This window comes from Dehalogenimonas formicexedens (genome assembly GCF_001953175.1).
Taxonomy (GTDB): domain Bacteria; phylum Chloroflexota; class Dehalococcoidia; order Dehalococcoidales; family Dehalococcoidaceae; genus Dehalogenimonas; species Dehalogenimonas formicexedens.
Genome location: NZ_CP018258.1, coordinates 1,470,923 through 1,489,053, shown reverse-complemented (window position 1 = coordinate 1,489,053; position 18,131 = coordinate 1,470,923). Strand labels below are relative to the sequence as shown.

The 18,131-nt window shown below is 55.6% G+C and carries 19 protein-coding genes and 1 tRNA gene; 4 read left to right on the top strand and 16 right to left on the bottom strand.

Annotated elements, in window-relative coordinates:
* Positions 1–47: 47 nt before the first annotated feature.
* The 6 genes from Dform_RS07760 to Dform_RS07735 form a co-directional block, all read right to left on the bottom strand.
* On the bottom strand, positions 48–539 hold the full coding sequence (locus tag Dform_RS07760) for a Mut7-C RNAse domain-containing protein (RefSeq protein WP_225973662.1): 492 nt from the start codon (positions 537–539) through the stop codon (positions 48–50).
* 322 nt (positions 540–861) lie between these two features.
* Entirely contained in the window at positions 862–1,389 is a 528-nt protein-coding gene (locus Dform_RS07755; protein ID WP_076004494.1) for an REP-associated tyrosine transposase, read from the bottom strand.
* Between the two features lie 340 nt (positions 1,390–1,729).
* The gene (locus tag Dform_RS07750) at positions 1,730–2,503 is read right to left on the bottom strand and encodes an MBL fold metallo-hydrolase (RefSeq protein ID WP_076004493.1); all 774 of its coding nucleotides are present in this window, start codon (positions 2,501–2,503) and stop codon (positions 1,730–1,732) included.
* Positions 2,504–3,178, bottom strand: coding sequence for a queuosine precursor transporter (locus Dform_RS07745; protein WP_076004492.1), 675 nt, complete (start codon positions 3,176–3,178; stop codon positions 2,504–2,506). It abuts the gene before it with no gap.
* A gap of 21 nt (positions 3,179–3,199) precedes the next feature.
* A complete protein-coding gene (locus Dform_RS07740; RefSeq protein ID WP_076005120.1) occupies positions 3,200–4,144 on the bottom strand; it encodes a magnesium transporter CorA family protein in 945 nt (314 codons plus the stop codon).
* Between the two features lie 56 nt (positions 4,145–4,200).
* Positions 4,201–4,989, bottom strand: a complete 789-nt coding sequence (locus Dform_RS07735; protein WP_225973661.1) for a sulfite exporter TauE/SafE family protein — start codon at positions 4,987–4,989, stop codon at positions 4,201–4,203.
* Between the two features lie 117 nt (positions 4,990–5,106).
* Between Dform_RS07735 and Dform_RS07730 the strand changes: the two genes are divergently transcribed.
* On the top strand, positions 5,107–5,421 hold the full coding sequence (locus Dform_RS07730; RefSeq protein ID WP_076004491.1) for a hypothetical protein: 315 nt from the start codon (positions 5,107–5,109) through the stop codon (positions 5,419–5,421).
* A gap of 108 nt (positions 5,422–5,529) precedes the next feature.
* Here Dform_RS07730 and Dform_RS07725 read toward each other — a convergent pair whose 3' ends face one another.
* From Dform_RS07725 to Dform_RS07705, 5 genes are all read right to left on the bottom strand, one after another.
* Positions 5,530–6,378 (bottom strand): 3-hydroxyacyl-CoA dehydrogenase family protein, encoded by an 849-nt coding sequence (locus Dform_RS07725; RefSeq protein ID WP_076005118.1) that lies wholly within the window; start codon positions 6,376–6,378, stop codon positions 5,530–5,532.
* A 243-nt stretch (positions 6,379–6,621) separates the two neighbouring features.
* Positions 6,622–7,380, bottom strand: a complete 759-nt coding sequence (locus tag Dform_RS07720; protein ID WP_076004490.1) for an enoyl-CoA hydratase/isomerase family protein — start codon at positions 7,378–7,380, stop codon at positions 6,622–6,624.
* Positions 7,381–7,543: 163 nt separating this feature from the next.
* A complete protein-coding gene (gene yedF / locus Dform_RS07715) occupies positions 7,544–8,122 on the bottom strand; it encodes a sulfurtransferase-like selenium metabolism protein YedF (protein ID WP_076004489.1) in 579 nt (192 codons plus the stop codon).
* Between the two features lie 201 nt (positions 8,123–8,323).
* A complete protein-coding gene (locus tag Dform_RS07710; RefSeq protein ID WP_076004488.1) occupies positions 8,324–9,064 on the bottom strand; it encodes an acyl-CoA dehydratase activase in 741 nt (246 codons plus the stop codon).
* A gap of 234 nt (positions 9,065–9,298) precedes the next feature.
* Positions 9,299–10,573: a double-cubane-cluster-containing anaerobic reductase gene (locus Dform_RS07705; RefSeq protein ID WP_076004487.1), complete on the bottom strand. Its 1,275-nt coding sequence runs from the start codon at positions 10,571–10,573 to the stop codon at positions 9,299–9,301.
* A 423-nt stretch (positions 10,574–10,996) separates the two neighbouring features.
* Here Dform_RS07705 and Dform_RS07700 point away from each other — a divergent pair.
* Positions 10,997–11,071 (top strand) — tRNA-Met (locus Dform_RS07700).
* A gap of 195 nt (positions 11,072–11,266) precedes the next feature.
* On the opposite strand, the gene Dform_RS11255 is transcribed toward Dform_RS07700, so the two are convergent.
* On the bottom strand, positions 11,267–11,551 hold the full coding sequence (locus tag Dform_RS11255; protein WP_145925551.1) for a hypothetical protein: 285 nt from the start codon (positions 11,549–11,551) through the stop codon (positions 11,267–11,269).
* A gap of 191 nt (positions 11,552–11,742) precedes the next feature.
* Here Dform_RS11255 and Dform_RS07690 point away from each other — a divergent pair, with 191 nt between their 5' ends.
* Complete coding sequence (locus Dform_RS07690; RefSeq protein WP_076004485.1) at positions 11,743–12,549, top strand: hypothetical protein; 807 nt, start codon at positions 11,743–11,745, stop codon at positions 12,547–12,549.
* Positions 12,549–12,821: a DUF2277 domain-containing protein gene (locus tag Dform_RS07685; RefSeq protein ID WP_076004484.1), complete on the top strand. Its 273-nt coding sequence runs from the start codon at positions 12,549–12,551 to the stop codon at positions 12,819–12,821. The genes Dform_RS07690 and Dform_RS07685 overlap by 1 nt, the downstream gene beginning before the upstream one ends.
* A 4-nt stretch (positions 12,822–12,825) precedes the next feature.
* Here the strand turns inward: Dform_RS07685 and Dform_RS07680 are convergent, their stop codons facing one another.
* The 4 genes from Dform_RS07680 to Dform_RS07665 form a co-directional block, all read right to left on the bottom strand.
* Positions 12,826–13,770, bottom strand: coding sequence for a ribose-phosphate diphosphokinase (locus Dform_RS07680; protein WP_076004483.1), 945 nt, complete (start codon positions 13,768–13,770; stop codon positions 12,826–12,828).
* A 231-nt stretch (positions 13,771–14,001) separates the two neighbouring features.
* A complete protein-coding gene (locus tag Dform_RS07675) occupies positions 14,002–15,249 on the bottom strand; it encodes a serine hydroxymethyltransferase (protein WP_076004482.1) in 1,248 nt (415 codons plus the stop codon).
* 223 nt (positions 15,250–15,472) lie between these two features.
* Positions 15,473–15,745: a hypothetical protein gene (locus tag Dform_RS07670; protein WP_076004481.1), complete on the bottom strand. Its 273-nt coding sequence runs from the start codon at positions 15,743–15,745 to the stop codon at positions 15,473–15,475.
* Positions 15,746–15,768: 23 nt separating this feature from the next.
* Positions 15,769–17,184: a reductive dehalogenase gene (locus Dform_RS07665; RefSeq protein WP_076004480.1), complete on the bottom strand. Its 1,416-nt coding sequence runs from the start codon at positions 17,182–17,184 to the stop codon at positions 15,769–15,771.
* Positions 17,185–18,131 lie beyond the last annotated feature (947 nt).

The window sequence follows — 18,131 nt, the reverse complement described above, 5'->3', positions numbered from 1 at the left end:
AATATATAAATCCCGAAAAAACACGAACCATCGAATGGCAAAATGGGTTATTGATGGCGAAACCGGGCGAGGCGGCGTTCAAGGGCTTGCCAATGGCTGCCGCGCCAGTAGACGCGGCAGCACACCGGGCACTCCATGAATTCATCCTGGGTCTTGAAAGTGTAAGCCGGTACCCGGTTTAGAGCGGCGGGTTTGTCGACCGGGCGCAACAGTGAATTGTCTTCCAGGCAGCGGGTGAAAGGGCGGCTGAAATCGACAAGTTGAAACCGCGAGAGGAGTTGGCGCATCTGGACTTCGGCATCTTCGGTCTCGAAAGTCACGACCTTGAGGCGGCCGGAAGTGGCCACCCGACGGTACTGAATGGCGGTGTCGCGGGTGAGGATGATCCGGTTTTCGGCAAGCGCCTGCTTAACCATCCGGCTATCGTCCTCGCCGGTGAAGAACGCAGCGTCGTATCCCAGGAGCCTCAGCCAGCGCGCCAGTTTGCCGACGTTTTGGTCCACCAGGAAGCAGGGTTCATCCACAGTTCGATTGTACAAGGGAGGGGTATACATCCCAAAGTCGGCCCGGGCAACAGGCAAGGATACCTGTGGTACCGGAACCCGAGATGTTCACAGGCAAGATGCCTGAGCTACCGGAACCCGAAATGTTCACAGGCAAGATGCCTGAGCTACCGGAACCTAGAAACTCACAGGCAAGGATGCCTGTGGTACCGGAGTCTCAGATACCGACAGGCAGGAATGCCTGTGGTACCGGAGGATTGAACACTGAGGGGACTGGAGTATGCTCAGGCAAGGATGCCTGAGCTACCGGTTACTGAGATAACGTTGCCTGAGGTACGATTTAAAGGAGCATGCTGTGCTACGGGAGGGAGTTCGAAATGCCGACACAGAACAGCCAGCAGTAGTCCTCCGGGTTTTCAACGAGGCCGGCTTTGACCGGGTTATTGACCACGTAACCGAGCTTTTCTTTGAGTTCGCTGTCATCTCTGATGATCCGATCATACGTCTCGGCCAGCCAGACACTTCCTTTCTGCCCGAAGAGTTTATTTATCTCATTAGCGGAATAGCTCTTGATGCTGTGCATAATTTGGGACAGGCTATAAAAAGACCCGGTGGTTTGTTCTCTAAGAGGTTGGATCACGGCGTGGGCGTGGGTAGCCATTACGACACAGGCATACAAAGTATACTTTGTACCGGAATGGAAGCGCAGAGTATCGAAAACGACATTTTTGGCTGGGGTATCCAGAGTTCTATTATTCGCAATGGTGAACGTGACAAAGTAGACACTGCCGGGTTCCTCGATGTGGGGCAGGTTCCGGCGGCGTGCTTCCGGCTGCGATAATGGTCTCAACCTGTTTCCCGGTTTGAGATTTTCTGAATTTGTCATCACGTTTCAGCCAAATTGGCAGCGGGCGGCTTCCTGTATGTGCCCGTCGGAGGTTCGCGGATATAGGATATCCGATTTACGCCAAGGATGAAACTTTTTTGTTGGACAGGCAGGGGTGCCGGTTATAACGAATGATTGAATACCGAATGGCCGGAGTACGTTCAGGCAAAGATGCCTGAGCTACCGGAACCTAGAAACTCACAGGCAAGATGCCTGTGCTACCGAAACTACAGGAACCCCGGAGATTCACAGGCGGGATGCCTGAGATACCGGAACTAAGGAATACACACAGGCAGGATGCCTGTGCTACCGAAATTAAAGATGCCTGAGGTACCGGCGGCTAGAGATCGACGATCAGGCCTTCGCGGGCCAGGTAAACCGGGCTGCAAAGCTCCGCTGAAAGCGCGTCGATCTCGGCGGCGATCTCCGGTTCGCCGAAGGGGCTCATGTGGACACAGGCGACGGGAGGCAGATAACCTTTAAGCTGGCGGAAAGATTTCAATTCACCGCCGAGCGTTTCCGAAGTCAGGTGCTGGTTGCGCACCGAGAAAAACTCAGTGTATTTAGACGAAGCGGTGACATCAACCGCCATGAAATCAGGAGAAATCTGTTCAACGCAACGCGACAGACCCGTCCCCGTGTCACCGGTGTAAAAGAAATTTTTACCCCAGGCGTCGGTTAACTGGTAGCCCAAGACGGGGACCGGGTGGGGCAGGGTGACCGGCATCACATCGTAGCCGTCTATCTTGAATGGGACGCCGGCTTTGACCGTATTGAATCGAAGGGTGGGGTTGTTTTCCGGGCTGTCAAAAAACTTCGAGTAGATAGCGCCGTTAAGAATGTGTTCCGAGATGGCGGCGCGGGTTTTCTCGCTGCCGAAGACGTCAATGGTCCGGCCGTTCAGGAACAGGTTCATGCCCAGTGTGGCGACATCGCGGAAATGGTCGAGATGGCCGTGGGTTAAAAGAAGAGCCTTGATTTTGAACATTTCATCAAGCGTCATGTTGCGGGTGAGGGAACCGGCGTCGATGACGACCCGGTCATCGACCAGGATGCACATCATCCCGGTGGTGGCGGTCTCGCAGTTATGGGCGCCGAGGAATTTGATCTTCATCTACTTGGCATCAACCAATTTGAACGGATTAAAACTGACTTCACGGTCGAAAGTATCGATCCCCTCGACCTTTTTCAGATAATTGACTACGGCATAGGTAACCGGCGTCGCTACGGCTTCAATGAGGGTCTTGGCAACCCAGTGGTATACGATCAGCATCAGGGCGAAGGCGGGAGTGCCGATGAAGGCAACGGTGATAAAAGCGGCTGAATCCAGACCCTCGCCGACGATGGTGGAGCCGATGGTCCGCGTCCAGAGGTATTTACCCCCGGTCCAGAGTTTCATCCTGGACATCACCGCCGCGTTGGCGAAGCTGCCCACAAGATATCCGCTGAAGGAAGCCAAAAGAAGGCGGGGGGTGTAGCCCAGGATTGTTTCATAGGCGGATTGGCCCTGCCAGAAGGAAGCGCCGGGCAGTAAACCGCCGATCCAGGCGAAGAAAACGAAAATCAGGTTACATAAAAAACCGAGCCAGATAACGCGCCGCGCCCAGGCGAAGCCGTAAACCTCGGTCAGGATGTCGCCGATGATGTAGCTCAAGGGAAAGATGATGATGGCCGCCGGCAATACGATGTTCGACCCGACGGAGATGAGCTTGACGGCGATGATATTGGCGGTGATAAGACAGGTGACAAACAGAGCCGCGATGACCATTAAACGGGGAGAAATACGCAAAAACGGGTCCTTTCCGGGCGGTTACAGAATTTTAAGGCGTTTGAGAACCAGGGCGGTAAATATCGTTGCGCCGAGGGTAATCAGCAGGACGATGATGATAGGGTGGGCTGAGTTCTGTCCTGGCAGGGGGATGTTCATGCCGTAGACGCTGGCGACCAGCAGCAGCGGGAGGGTAATGGTGGCGAAGATGGTAAGGGTGCGGATACCGGCGTTGTAGTTGTTGTAGGACATCGAATCGAACGTCGCGGACAAGGCCTCGATGACTTCCTTGCACTCGTCTAGACTGTCCCAGATCTTGTCGGTATGATCGATCAGATCGCCGAAATAGACATTGAGATCGGTATCGATATAGCGTTTCAGCTTGGGTTCCAGGCAGGCGATCACGGCACGCATGGGCCAGATCGTCCGGCGGAAGGTGATGATGTCTCTCCGGAGAACCGATATTTCCTTGACGGTGCCGGCGCGGTGCTTGGCAAAGATCTCGTCTTCTATCCGGTCCATGTTCTCAAGGATCTTGTTGACGATGGGTTGGCAATAGTCCACCAGCCTGTCGACGATCCTGTAAAGCAGGTAGCCGGGGCCGTGGGTGAGAAACTCCTTCCGGCACTCGTCATCCAACTCGCATTCGCGGAAAAGCCGGGTGAGCGGCCGCAATGCCCCGGCGTGAAGGGTAATCACGTAATTTGAACCGATGAATACCGAGAGTTGCGACGGCGTCAGCAGTTTCTCCACTTTGTTGTAAACGGGGAAGTGGAAAACCATGAACAGATAGTCTTTGTACTCGTCTATCTTGGGGCGCTGGCGCTTTGACAGGACGTCGTCAAGGTCCAGGGGATGGAACGGGAAATTCTGGGCCAAATACGCCGTCTCGGCTTCGGACGGCCTTTCGATGTCGTACCAGGTAAGGCCTCCGAAATCAACACTCTCGATCTTGAGCTTTGAGGGCAGCTTTGATGTTTGTGCCATGACCATAGGATTATCCTCGTCGAACTCTGGCGCTAACTAATTTTAACATAACTGCACTACCCTAGCACTAGTCTCAGCCCGGTTATCGCCAGAGCCACCGCCAGCAGGCGGATGATAACCTTTCCATGGATGCGTTTTGAGAGCCGGGCACCTAGTTGCGAACCGGCGACCACACCGACTGCCAGCCAGACAATGACAAGCCAATTGGATCCGAAACTTCCCTGGCTGAGGTGGGTGAGAGTTCCGGTCGCGCCGGTAAAGATCAGGATGAAATGAGAAGTCGCGGTGGCTATATGGGTGGGGAAGCACATAATGTAGACCATCACCGGAACGTGGATGATACCGCCGCCAATGCCCAGAAGCCCCGCTAGGTATCCCGCCCCAAGACTCAAGGTAAATCCGAGCGGACGATTGCAGTCATAGTTGCCGTTTACCAAACCGGCAGTCCTGGATGGTTCAGAACGGACAACCAGAAACGCCGAGATGACGATCATGACCAAACCGAAAATGAGGGCGAAAAGGTTTCGCGATACGTAATTGAGCGTCCAGATACCGAGAAGGACTCCGGGCACCGTACCCAGGGCGAAAATGATGCCGGTGCGGTAATCGATACGTTTCTGGCGGGCGTAAGCTATCGACCCGCCGATGGAGTTAACGAGGACGATCAGCAGTGAAACGGCGGTAATGGCCTGGGGGGTAGCCTGGGGATACAGGACAAGCAGCAGAGGCACCAGCACAAGGGCGCCGCCGACACCTATGAGGGTGCCATAGGTGCCGACAAGCAAACCTACCATCACCAGGAGTACCGGAAGGATCCAGCCGCTATTGATCAGTGATTCGCCCATTTACGGCCACAAGTATAAAACCTTTTGGCGTTTCAGGGATAATTCGTTTGCGCGGCCGGTAACACGCGCGTAAGATAAATCCCGGATAATTCCCCGCAGGGGGCGAGGTGGCCTTCGATGAACCACGGCGAGATTGATTTCAGCAAGGTCAGCGGACTCATCGCCCTCATCAGGAACGGGGACGGACCGTCGCTGGGCAAACTCAGGGAGATGACAGGCCAGCCAAGACGCGATGTCGCCGTGAACCTCGGGGTTTCTGAAGAGGAACTGGCCAACTGGGAGCATGGGCTGGTAGCGCCGAATTCACGGCAAATGACCCAGTGGCGCCTCCGTCTGAGCCAGGATATCGATTCAGAGGTCAGGCGGTTGTTGGGCACCGAGAACCCCGACGTGCTGCACCAGTTCTGGGAACTGGCGTGGCGGCTCGGCTAGTGCCGGGCAATTGACTAAAAAACCGCAACAAGCACAGGACAAATCCCAAAACTCAATTCACCCTGCCAAAAGTTCGCGCTTTTGATGGGATAAGTCTTTTTTCGGGTATTACCGGTATTCATAGAAGCCTTTGCCGGACTTGCGGCCCAGCCAGCCGGCGGTGACCATCTTCTTTAAAAGAGGCGGCGCGGCGTACTGCGGCTCCTTTGACTCTTCATACATGATATTGGCAATAAACAGCAGGGCATCCAGCCCGATATAATCCGCGACCTGCAGCGGGCCCATCGGGTAGTTCAATCCGGCTTTAATGGCAGTATCGATGTCTTCGCGGGCGGCCTGGCCGCGATCAAGCATGCGGATGGCGTTCAGGAGATAAGGAATAAGCAGGGTGTTGACGATATAGCCCGGCGCGTCGCGGGCGACGATTATGGTTTTGTTCAAGGACTCGCCGAAGGCTTTGCCTATGGCCAGCGTCTCGTCGGATGTGGCGATGGTCCTGACGACCTCAAGGAGCGGCATCAGGGGCGCCGGGTTGAAGAAATGCAGGCCGAGGACCTGGTTGGGGCGATGGGTGGCCATGGCCAGATCGATGATCGACAGGGAAGAGGTGTTGGTAGCCAGGATAGCATCCGGGCGGCAGACGGAATCCAGTTCGGCGAAGACCCCTTTCTTGAGTTCCATGTTCTCTACGGCGCTCTCGATGACGAGGTCGCAATCGGCAAGGGCAGACATCGAATCGGACGTCGAGATGCGCGCCAGGGCGGCGGCTTTATCGGCGGGGGAGATTTTTTCTTTTTCAACCAGGCGGGAGAGATGTTTTTCGATAGTCGCCAGCGCCTTCTTGGTGCGCTCCTGGTTGCGGGAAAAGCCGACCACCTGATAACCGGACTGGGCGCAAAGCTGAACGATACCCGCGCCCATGACGCCGGTGAAACCGACTACGCCGACTTTTTTGATGGGCATTGTGAAAACCCCCTTTTTGGTGCAGGCAAGGATGCCTGAACTAACGATCTTTGTGCCCGCACTTTTTGGTGCAGGCAAGGATGCCTGAACTAACGATCTTTGTGCCCGCACTTTTTGGTGCAGGCAAGGATGCCTGAACTAACGATCTTTGTGCCCACACTTTTTGGTGCAGGCAAGGATGCCTGAACTACCGATCTTTGTGCCCGCACTTTCTGAGTGCAGGCAAGGATGCCTGAACTACCGACCTTTGTGCGCCCGCCGCTTTTCGCGGTAAGCCCGCATACCTTCTTCAAAACCGGGAGTGTGGAGAACGGCATCTTCGAGCCCCGCCTCGAAGTCAAGCGCCTGGTTCAAAGGCAGATCGAGACCTTTATGAATAGCCTCCTTCGCCAATCCAACCGCTGCCGCGGATTTTTCGGCGATGGCGCGGGCCATTTCAAGAGCCGCGGGCAAAAGTTCATTATCGTTGACGACCTTGTTGACCAGGCCGATGCGGACGGCTTCATCCGCGGAGATCGCTCGCCCGGTGAGGATCATCTCGGCTGCCCGCCCTGCGCCCACCAGCCTTGGCAGCCGCTGGGTGCCGCCCCAGCCAGGGATGAGACCAAGGCCGATCTCGGGAAAACCAAACCTGGCCGAAACGGCGGCAATTCGGAGGTCGCAGGCTAGTGCCAGTTCGAAGCCGCCGCCCAGTGCAAGCCCATTGACGGCGGCAATTATGGGTTTTGTTACGGTCTGGCCGCGCATGATCGTGGGGGGCAGGCTTTTGGTGCCATGTTCCTTCATAAAGGGCAGGGTCTCATCGATATCGGCGCCGGCGCTGAAGGCCTTGCCGGTACCGGTGACAATAACGACCCGGAGATTTCCGTCAGACTCGAAACGAGCCACAGCATCGGAAAGGGCGCGGAGACTGGCGAGGTCGAGGGCGTTATAAGCCTCGGGGCGGTTCAGAGTAATAACGGCGAAGGCGCCGTCTGTGGTGAAATCTATCGTCATTTAATTACGTTGAACGATCGTTCAGACGGCGGCATTGTAACAGGGTGGGAGTGAGGGGTCAAGAGAGTCCTCTCCCGCACGCCCTCACCCTCAAGCCCTGTCCCAAAATGGGAGAGGGAATAAAAAGGAAGGGCTGTTATAAGCGGGAGAGGAGATTTATTAACTAAAGACTAATCACTTTTGACGCCCGCATCATCGTGTCAGCGATGGTGAACATGTTGGAAACCTGACCTATCGCTATCTTGTTAGCCAGGCCGAGGCGGGACAGGCAGGTGCCGCAGGCGAGGAGCTCGATGCCTGAATCAGCAAGCTGCCTGAGCTCACCGAGGACGTGGGAGCCTTCGGCCACCAGTTTGACCCCGTTGTTCATGAAGAGGAGGGTCTCCGGGCGGTTGGGCAGGGATTGGAGAGTGTTCAGGAAGCTCTGCATCAACAGGCTGCCGAGTTCAGTATTCTCGCCGCGGCCGATGATGTCCGAGCCGATGAAGATGACGATCCCGAAGGCAGTGGGGGCTTGGGGTTTGGCGGCGACAGCCGACCTGGTCAGACGGATGTAGATGCCGTCAGGTTTGACCTCGGCGGAGGACTCACAGCCCTGGGTCTTGCCGAACTTGGCTACGTTCTGCTGTGAGCCAGGGTTATCGACGATGATGGTTATGTCGTTGGATGACTTGAGGGCTTCGGCGGCCAGAAGGACGGGTTGGGGGCAGGGCTTGCCGCGGGCATCGATGATATCAGGCATTATATTCTCCTAGTTGTCAGTTGGCAGTATTCAGTTATCAGTTCCCGGGCAGTGGCACAACCACACCCCGGGCGGGCGAGCGGCCGCTCGCCCCTGCACAAACGCGGCGGGCGGGTTAAAAACCCCGGCCCTACGACGCCCGTCACACCTCTCCCCTTCACCCTCTCCTTTAATTTTTCTCCCATCGAGGGAGAGGAAAACTCAACGGGAGGCGATGATGGCGGCGCCGAGGGCGGCGGTTATTTGAGGCTCGTCAGGCACGGATATTCTAAGGTTTAGTTTTTCTCCGAGCAATTTTACCAGGCAGGGGTTTTTAGCGCCGCCGCCGGAGAAGACCAGACGGTCGGCCATGCCGACCCTTTTTGCCATCGAACCGACGCGGGCGGCGACGGCCTGGTGCAGGCCGAGGGCGATGGCGTGGGCGTCCTCGCCCTTGTTGATGAGGGAAACGACCTCGGACTCGGCGAAGACGGTGCAGAGGGAGTTCAAAGTTACGGATCTTTCGGCATCGGCGGCGGTTTGGGCGAAGTCGTCGATGGAAAGCTCAAGGGCGCGGGCCATGATCTCCAGGAATTTGCCAGTACCGGCGGCGCACCGGTCGTTCATCTCAAACTTGGCGACTCCTGCCGCCGAAAGCCGGATGACCTTTGAGTCCTGCCCGCCGATGTCGATGACGCTGCCGGCGTCCGGGAAGAGCCAACGGGCGGCGGCGGCCTGGGCGGAGATCTCGGAGATGGTGGCGCCGGACAATTCGGGCGCCACCAGGTCACGTCCGTATCCGGTCACCATTAGTTTGTCGAACGAGCGGCCTTCGAGAATCTTACGGCAGCGGTCCACGGGCTTCAGACCGCTGTCGGCGACGGCGGAATGGATAACTTTACCTTCGGCGAACAGCACCAGTTTGATGGTACGGGAACCGACGTCGAGGCCGGCGGCGATCATCGGTCCTGGCTCAATTTTCGGTCGTTGGACACGCTGGAAATCCCCCTTAGTCCCCCTTTACGAAAGGGGGAAAGCAAACACTCAAGGCTGGCGGCGATCATCGACAAACTCTCATATGGATTTTGGGCAGCATTTCACCCTCACCCTCTCATCCCTCTCCCGTCGAGGGAGAGGGATGTTGAAAAGGATTTGATATATTCCTCTCCCATCGAGGGAGAGGAAAGTTGGAAGTTATTATAAAGTCTCCAGGAAGGCATCGATGCGGGTCTTGAGTTGCCCGGCGTCCTCGTCGGAATAGTCGGTCTCAATCCGCAGGAGCGGGACGCCGGCTTTTTCCAGCGCCTTGTCTACCTGGATGGCCTCGTTGGCGTAGGTGTGGCAGAACTGCAGGTTGTAGTGAATGACGCCGTCGGCATTCAAGGCCTTCGCCATGCCGATGATGTCGTCCAGCCGTTCGCAGTTGGGGGTGAAGCAGGCGCAGTTGGTTTTCAAGTATCGATCAGCCAGTGCGGTCAACATCTCGTCGAGGTCGGTGATACCCTCGGGAACGAGCTCATCGAAGAAGCGGCTGCCGGTGCAGGACTCCTCGCCGACGACTACAGCGCCGGCGCTTTCGATGATGTGGTGCAGCTTCCAGTTGGGGATAGCCATGGGGGAGCCGGAGATGAGGATGCGCTTGGCGCCTTTGGGGAAGACGCCGACCCCGTTTTTGACCCGCTCCTCGAGTTCATCGTTTAAAGCTTTCATGATCTGGGTCTCGCGGTCGACGTCATCGTACATCGACACCTGGGTGGCCAGGAGGGCGTCCTTGCCGGAAATGGGCGCCGGGTCGGCGGCCCTGAGTTGCGACAGGCGCTTGAACTCCCGGCGGCGGGCGTTGACCTTCTTGATCGCCTCGGCCAGGTTTTCGGCGGTGATCTTGTTGCCCGTCAGTTCTTCGATCCTGGCCTTGAAATCCCGGACCTCCTGCTGCCACAGGGCGCGGCCGGCGGGTCCTCGCTTGTTGGGTACCTCCATGACGTAGACCGGCTGGTGCTCGGCCAGGAGCTCGAACATCTTTTTCTTACCGTCGCAGGTGGTCTCACCGACGATGAGATGAGAAACCTGGACGTAGGGGCACAACCTGCCCAGCTTGAAGCCGAAGGATGATTTTATCAAAGCGCAGGTATTGCGGGGCAGCACTTCTTCGGCGGCGGGAATGGAAAAGGCGGTGCCGGCACAGAGGCTGATGGGTATGGCGCCCGCCGCCCAGCAGAATTCCTCCGGGACGAAGACGCAGTAGGTGGCTACCACCTTGCCGCCGGATTTGGCGTGTTCACGCAGTTCCTTGACCCGGATGCCGTGGATGTCTCCGACGACGAAATCGTAAAAACCCATGCCCTTGGGGCGGTTTTTCTGGCTGAGGTAAATGTCCTGGTAAATGGGACCGAGGGCATTCATCAGTTGACCATGAGCTTGAAGGTCGATACCAAGGTCTGCCCACATCTGCTCGTTTTCGGTTAAAACCATGTCATAATCCTCTCGAAATTATTTGTTTTTGAACCAATGGCTGTTTTCGAGGGGACTGCGGCCGTAGTCCGGTGATCGTCGGAACGACGTCAAAGAAAGACGGTGGGGTGCCTCCGCCGTCGCGATGAAACAGATGAGATGTTCGACTAAACTAGCCGAAAACACCCGACGGCAGGGAGGCGTAAGCAGTCCCGGGGGCGCGGCAAGCGCGCCTATCAATTTCCCGTCAGGTGCGGCGGTGGAAGGGCGTCCTGGACATGCTTATCACCTCCTTCATGATAAAGATGATGATTCTTGCTTAATTATACATGTGATGTGTTTAGGGGTCAAAGGAATTAGTACTTTAGATATAACGGAATCAAGATTGACAGCCGTCGGCGGCGGATTATAGAATTACTGTCTGTCGCGTTCGAAGTTCACCCTGGCGGCGTAGCTCAGCGGCAGAGCAGGGGACTCATAAGCCCTTGGTCGGTAGTTCAAATCTACCCGCCGCCACCAGTTTCATTCAGAATAGCGCGATGAACCAGAAAACTCTTCTGACTCTCGAACAGGCGCATCGATTGTGCCTTGCTTACCGCCAGACACATAAGCCACGTTTGTTCAGCCAATGTTGGGGTTGTATCAAATATTCCAAAGACAATCCTGAAAAAATGTGTCTTTTCAAACCTCCGACGAATGATGGTTGCCGGTTCGTCAACAAGTTATACGAGCCGTTAACGAGTCAATGAGCCGGTTTTTCAGGTCTCCCAACGGGACGGCAATCGGCTGGATCGTATTCACTATATTGGCATTACCCGTCCTGGCATTCGCGATAGGAGCCGGTATTTCTGATGGTTTCACGTTGAACAGGGCGGCGGTAGCGGCGCTCGACCTTGCGACTGTCGGGTTGGCATCGTGGTTATTGGGGTTTGGGATATCGAGAAGATCAAAACTGTTGATAGCGTTCGCGACAATTTTTATCCTGTTGATATCAGTCACTTACGCCGCTGCCGTCTCCCTGTTAATCGGCGGTCTTCATCTAAACATTTTCTAGGTGATCTGTCGGCGACGGCCGTCGATGAGTAACTCAAACCCACCGCCCTTCCTGATTTTTCCCGCTACTTTCGCTTTATAACGCGTCGAACTTTTTCACATTATTCATCCGTTTGGCGGTGTAATATACTGGATTCATGGGCGGAGAAGAAATTTTCCATGTGGCGGCGATGCCGCCAGCCGAAATGACTCCGGATTTGGTAAGCAAGATCGCTGCTGCCGTAAAGCAACCGGATTACCAGATACGGTTTCAACTCGCGGGCGGTTTACCCCGCATGATCGGACATTTCAAGGAACTCAATGAAGCCCGACAAGCCGCACAATCGCTGACCGTTTTGAAAGTAGCTGCTTTCACCATCGCCGAATCTGAACTGAGGCGCGGAGTTTCACCTGAAATTACCCCATTCTCAATCGACTTAGATGATGACCAAACCATTTTCACAAGTCATGACGGCAAAAATCTTACCTTAAATGGCGCGGATGTATTCCTAATCTTGGCAGGCCGCAGGACCGGTAACTTTGTGGAAGACACAGTTGCCAAAAGCACGATGAAAGTAAATGTTGCCGCCACGATGCTGACCGGTGGTATTCCGGTGATGAAACGCGTTACTACCAAGACAAATGAACCCTTGGGAATCGTTGAACAATTCGTCCGAATGTACGGCCGCGAATCCGACGCTCCGATGGTGGAAATTTGCCAATTCGATTTCGATTATTCATTTCTAGGTGAAAAGATGGAACTCACAACCACCTGCAACTTCGATACGCTCGTCGACTTCTTGAAGCGCAGGTTTCAAAAAGCATATTTCAACGGCACCATGCTTGCCGGGTTCGTCCCTGGGTCAGGCGGCGGCCCGGCTATAGATGTCGCCGAACAAAGCTGTCTCCTGCTTGCCAGGTATTATCGAACAATGGCCGAAGATCAGCCCGGGGAGGCTAGATAATGAGCCGCAATATTCACATGCTGTTCAATTTCGATCCGCCGGCGACCGAGGAAGAGGTCAACGCGGCGGCGCAGCAGTTTGTCCGCAAGGTCAGCGGCTTTGCCAATCCGTCCGCCGCCAATCACAAAGCCTTCGACCAGGCGATCAGGGAAGTGTCCCGGGCTACTTCTAAACTCCTGGATTCGCTGGTGACAGAGGCCCCGGCGAAGAACAGGGAGATCGAGGCCGCCAAGCGGCACGCCAGGGCGGTCGAACGGTTTGGCCGCGGCTAGCGGCCTATTCCTGCTGGAACATGGCGCCGACGGAGAGGCCGGTATGGATTCGGTGGATGGCCTCACCCAGGAGCGATGCCACCGATAGTACGGTGATCTTATCGATGTGTTTTTCACCCAGCACCGGGATAGTATCGGTGACGATGACTTCTTTGACCGCCGATCCCTGGATGCGCTTGATGGCGGGACCGGACAACACCGGGTGGGTGCAGCAGGCGTAGACCTCGGTGGCGCCGTTATTTAAAAGCGTCTGCACCGAGTTGGTCAGAGAGCCGGCGGTATCGATCTCGTCGTCGACGGTGAGGGCGATGCGGCCTTTGACATCGCCGATGATGTTCAGGGTTTCCGTTTTGTCCTCGTTGCCGAGGCGGCGTTTTTCGATGATGGCGAGGGGCGCGTCAAGCCGGGCGGCGAAATCCCTGGCGCGCTTGGAAATACCGATATCGGTGGCGACGACCACCAGAGGCGACAGGTTCATCTTCTTGATGTAGGTGGTCAGCAGGCTCATCGCAGAGAGCTCGTCGACGGGGATGTTGAAGAAGCCCTGGATCTGGGCGGCGTGGAGATCGACGGTGAGCAAACGGTTGGCACCTGCAGTTGTCAGCAAGTCGGCAAGGAGACGGGCGGTGATGGGCACGCGGGGCTGGTCTTTCTTATCGGTGCGGCCGTAGGCGTAGTAGGGGACGACGGCGGTGATACGCCCGGCCGAAGCCCGTTTCAGGGCGTCGATCATGATCAGCATCTCGAGGATGCTCTGGTTAACCGGTGTCGAAAAAGGCTGGATGACAAAGGTATCTCGGTTGCGGACGTTGTCCAGGATCTTAACGAAAGTGTTTTCGTTGGAGAACTGGAAGACCTGACTGTTGCCCATCGGAATGCCGAGATAATCGACCACGGCTTTAGCTAATGCCGGGTGGGCGTTGCCGGTGAAGACCTTCATCTCATCCATCGTTTACCTCTAAATCCGGAGCCCGAAATCCGAAATTCGAAATGCAGGGATGTGGAAACCTATCCCCTGCCCCTTCCCTTCGTCTCACTCTGTTCGCCGATGGAAGGGGTGTTGTTTTGAAGAGGTTTTGGCTCGCAGCCCCGCTCGCCAAAACCTCTGGGATGGAGTCCCCACCCAAGATTTGAAAGATAGTGTGGTTGTTCGTGCTCGTTGTTTTACTCGGTTTCAATACTAATCTGTTATTCCGGGAACGGGAAATTTTTCGGTCAGCGCCCTGACTTCTCCGGCGATGCGGGCTTCAATGTCGGGATTGCCGAAATTCTTGATAACCTCGTGGACCCAGGCGGCGATCTGGATCATTTCCGGTTCGCCGAAACCGCGGGTGGTGACCGCCGGAGTGCCCAGCCGCATGCCGTTGGGAGCCGTGGCCTTCTGGCTGATGACGAAAGGCACCGTATTCCGGTTGACCACGATGTTGCAGCGGCCAAGGGCTTCCTCGGCGTCCTTGCCGTTGACGCCGGTGGCGGTGAGATCTAGCAGGACCAGGTGGTTGTCGGTGCCGCCGGAAACAAGGCGGAAGCCATGCTTCTGGAGTTCGCGGGCAAGCGTCTTTGAATTGGCCAGCACCTGGCGGGCGTAGTCGCCGAATTCAGGGGTGGTGGCTTCGCGGAAGGCGACCGCCTTGCCGGCCAGGACGTGCATCAGGGGCCCGCCCTGGATGCCGGGGAACATGGCGGCGTCGATGGCGTGGGCCAGTTCAGCCTTGCAGAGGATGAAACCGCCGCGGGGACCGCGGAGGGTCTTGTGGGTAGTCGAGGTCACCACATCGGCGTAGGGGACGGGGGTAGGATGGGCGCCGGCGGCAACCAGGCCGGCGATGTGGGCCATATCCACCATCATCTTGGCGCCGACCCTGTCGCAGATCCTGCGGATGCGCTCGAAATCTATTACGCGGGGATAGGCGGAGGCCCCGGCGACGATAATCTTCGGCTGACATTCATCGGCCAGTTTTTCCATTTCGGCGTAATTGATGCGCTCGGTCTCCGGGTCGAGACCGTAGGCGACGACGTTGTACATCTTGCCGGTGAAGTTAACCTTGGCGCCGTGGGTGAGGTGGCCGCCGTGCGACAGGCTCATGCCCATGATGGTGTCGCCGGGCTTGATCAGGGCAAAGTAGGCGCCCATATTGGCTTGGGCGCCGGAGTGGGGCTGGACGTTGGCGTGGTCGGCCTTGAACAGCTCCTTGCAGCGCTCGATGGCGATGGTCTCGATGGTGTCCATGTTGTGGCAGCCGCCGTAGTAGCGCTTGCCGGGGTAGCCCTCGGCGTATTTGTTGGTCAGGGAGGAGCCCTGCGCCTGCAGGATGGCGCGGGAGGCGTAGTTCTCGGAGGCGATGAGATTGATCGTTTCCTGCTGCCGCTTGTCCTCGGCGGCGATGGCATTGTAGATATCCGGATCGTCAAAACGCAGTCTGGTCACTTCAGTCCTTTCGTTATCGTCCCGGCCGGTTTTACGGCAGGAAGCAGGGGTTATTATAGCAAATCGGACTTGGGCGGGGGTAACGAGGAGGCTGAATCCATTATCCGGATTGGTGTTCGAGAATTAAACAAGTTGGGAAGAACGATTAAGATTTTCGATACAACAGCGAAGAAAATAAGAATAGGGGAGGTCTATCAGACCTCCCCTATGTTAAAACAAGCCGTTATCGGACAGCTTTATTGTGGCGCCATACAAATTGAACTGTTACAGCCAGTAGAACCAGCGTTATAGAGCCAAACATCAGCCCTCCCAATTTTGCGGCCGTAACCTGATATTCCGCTAAGGAGCCGGTATAGTGTTGAATAGTCATCAGCGCGAATAGAATAGTTAGGGCTCCAAGCAACCACTCATACCATGTAAATTTTATTCCTTTTTTCATTGCCCATATGACGAATGCAGCCACAACGGCGGTAATCAACATACCTACGAAAAACATGTTTCTGCCTCCTGATCGTTTTTTTAAGTTCGGGAATCCCAACCCCAGACCGGGTGTTTATCAAAGACGTCCCAGTAACCGCTTTCCGGTAGTTCCGAATACTTGAAAGTTCTGTCCATGTTTGCGAAAAACCGGTTTAGTACGGTGGTATTTGTTATCGTCGCCTTGACAACATCATGGACAAATGAATAACCATCCGTCTCCAGGGCGTTGAATGGACACATCCTGTGGCATATCGGACAGTGCGGGCATGTTTGAAACTCAGTTCGCCACCCCAGAAATCCGTACTGCTGGGCTGGGTTGCCCACAGGATTGCCATCCCAGGTGGGATCCCCTCTTTGAATGGATCCAGAAGGACAGGTTTCTGAGCAGATTTCACAGGTCTTACAAAATTCATAGTTGCCGAAGTCGATCGGTTGTCCAGCCGGCAATGGGAGATTGGTTATCATCTTGTAGGTCCCGCGAACAGTCACGCCCCAGCGGGGGAAAGAGACCGGCTGCCCCATCCGAACGTGCTCCGCCCACCCGGACATTATCGCCATGGAGTTGCCGGGCAGGTTCGCCGACATTCCGCCGGCGACACCGTGATAACCGAGGCCGCGGAGGAATTTTTGGATACGGTCTTCGACCATATCAAGCCTGTTGTACGAAATGGCCATTGCCCAGTTTTCGGCAAGACCCAGGGGATTCCTGGTGCTTTTACCCCCGCCGCCAGCTTGTCTCAGAGTCGCGTCCATCGGCTGCCGGAAAATCCAAACAAATGCCCAGTTATAAGACGACGGAATTGCTCTTTCTGTCACGTTGCCAGCTAGTTTCCGTTCTTCTGCTAACGAAATGCTGCTGTCAAAGGTGTAGGTTGTATTTCCGTTTTTCTTGAACATCATTTTCATGAACTTGTCATCGCGTTCCAACGGGCCCACTCCCTGGGACCCGAAAAACCGTACGGCACCGGTAAGGAGTTTATGGTTTTCATCCACATTGCCTTGCCAGGAAGGATAGTTGGCTTTTTCAGGGGTGGTGGCTCCCAGATCGCCCAGCCACGCGCCGTAGGTGTGGCTCCTCGAAAAGCTGGCTCTAGCCCCGTTCTGCATAGCCTGTCTTCTGGGATCTTTCCAATCGAGTTTCGGATCGATCTTCAGCATCTGTTCTTCGAAGACTTCGGGGGGAGTAGCCGGCCGCTTTTCATAAGGCCATGACTTTCTCTCATCTGAATCAAAGGGCTTGACCAAGGACCAATCGACAGGAACCGTAGGGTTATAGGCTTCTCGTTTTTTTACGTACCATGGCATTTTTGGTCCGACAGAATCTGTCGATGCGGCTACTTCATCAAGGTCATGGAAAACCGGGGCAACCAGCCCGGCGGTCCCCAAAGCCGCCCCGGTGAGACCAAGTGCCCTCATGAATTCGCGCCGGCTGACCGTGGAATGAAATGTTGACATTGTGGTACCTCCTTTCAGAATAGCGAAGGAATTCATCCAACCCGTTTCCAAGAATAACCGCTTAATTACAATTTGTCATCGTACTAAAGTATTAATCAATATTGGACTTTTAGCGTAAATTATAGTGATTAATAGGTATTTATGCTAAAAATTGGTTATATTAAGAAATAATTAACAAATATGTAAAAGTCGCAGGGCGTTTTACATTCTGGAGTCAATTGCGAGAGGGTTTTCAATACAGATCTGGCGACCGAAAGGCCCCGATTAGAATCCCGGGAATTTTAACGGAACAAGGGGAAGCAGCGATTGCATAATACTTCGCGCCGGTAGAGTACGCGTCGCAAAAATGAAAAGAATGTGGGTCAAATTGGTTAGGGTCGCTATGCTATACCGACCCTACAAAAATCACTGGACGGCGGACAGGCGGGCGGGTTAAAAACCCGCCCCTACCGGTAAACTCAACCAACCGCGATTGCTTCGCCTCGGCAAGCCGATGGCTCGCAAAGACGACGGGGGTGACGGGCACGGCGTGCCGTGCCGCTACGCAGATGGATTCCCGCTTTCGCGGGAATGACAATTGGGAGGATGGCAATGGGCGGCAGGCAGGTAGCCTGGGGGCGGTTTGGAAATGCCTACGACTACGAATGCATTAAGGTTGATCGGATTGACGACAGATGACACGCCGACCTCACCCCTAGCCCTTACCGTAGAGCGAAGGAAGTTTGGCGCCTCGCAAAGACGACTGCGGGTGACGGGCACGGCGTGCCGTGCTGGGCCGCTACGTAGATGGATTCCCGCTTTCGCGGAATGACAATTGGGGGATGGCAATGGGCGACAGGCAGGTAACCTGGGGAGGTTTGGGTTTGGACAATGCCTGATGCCACGAATGTATTAAGGCTGATCGGACTAACGACAGATGACACGCCGACCTCACCCCTTGCCCTTAC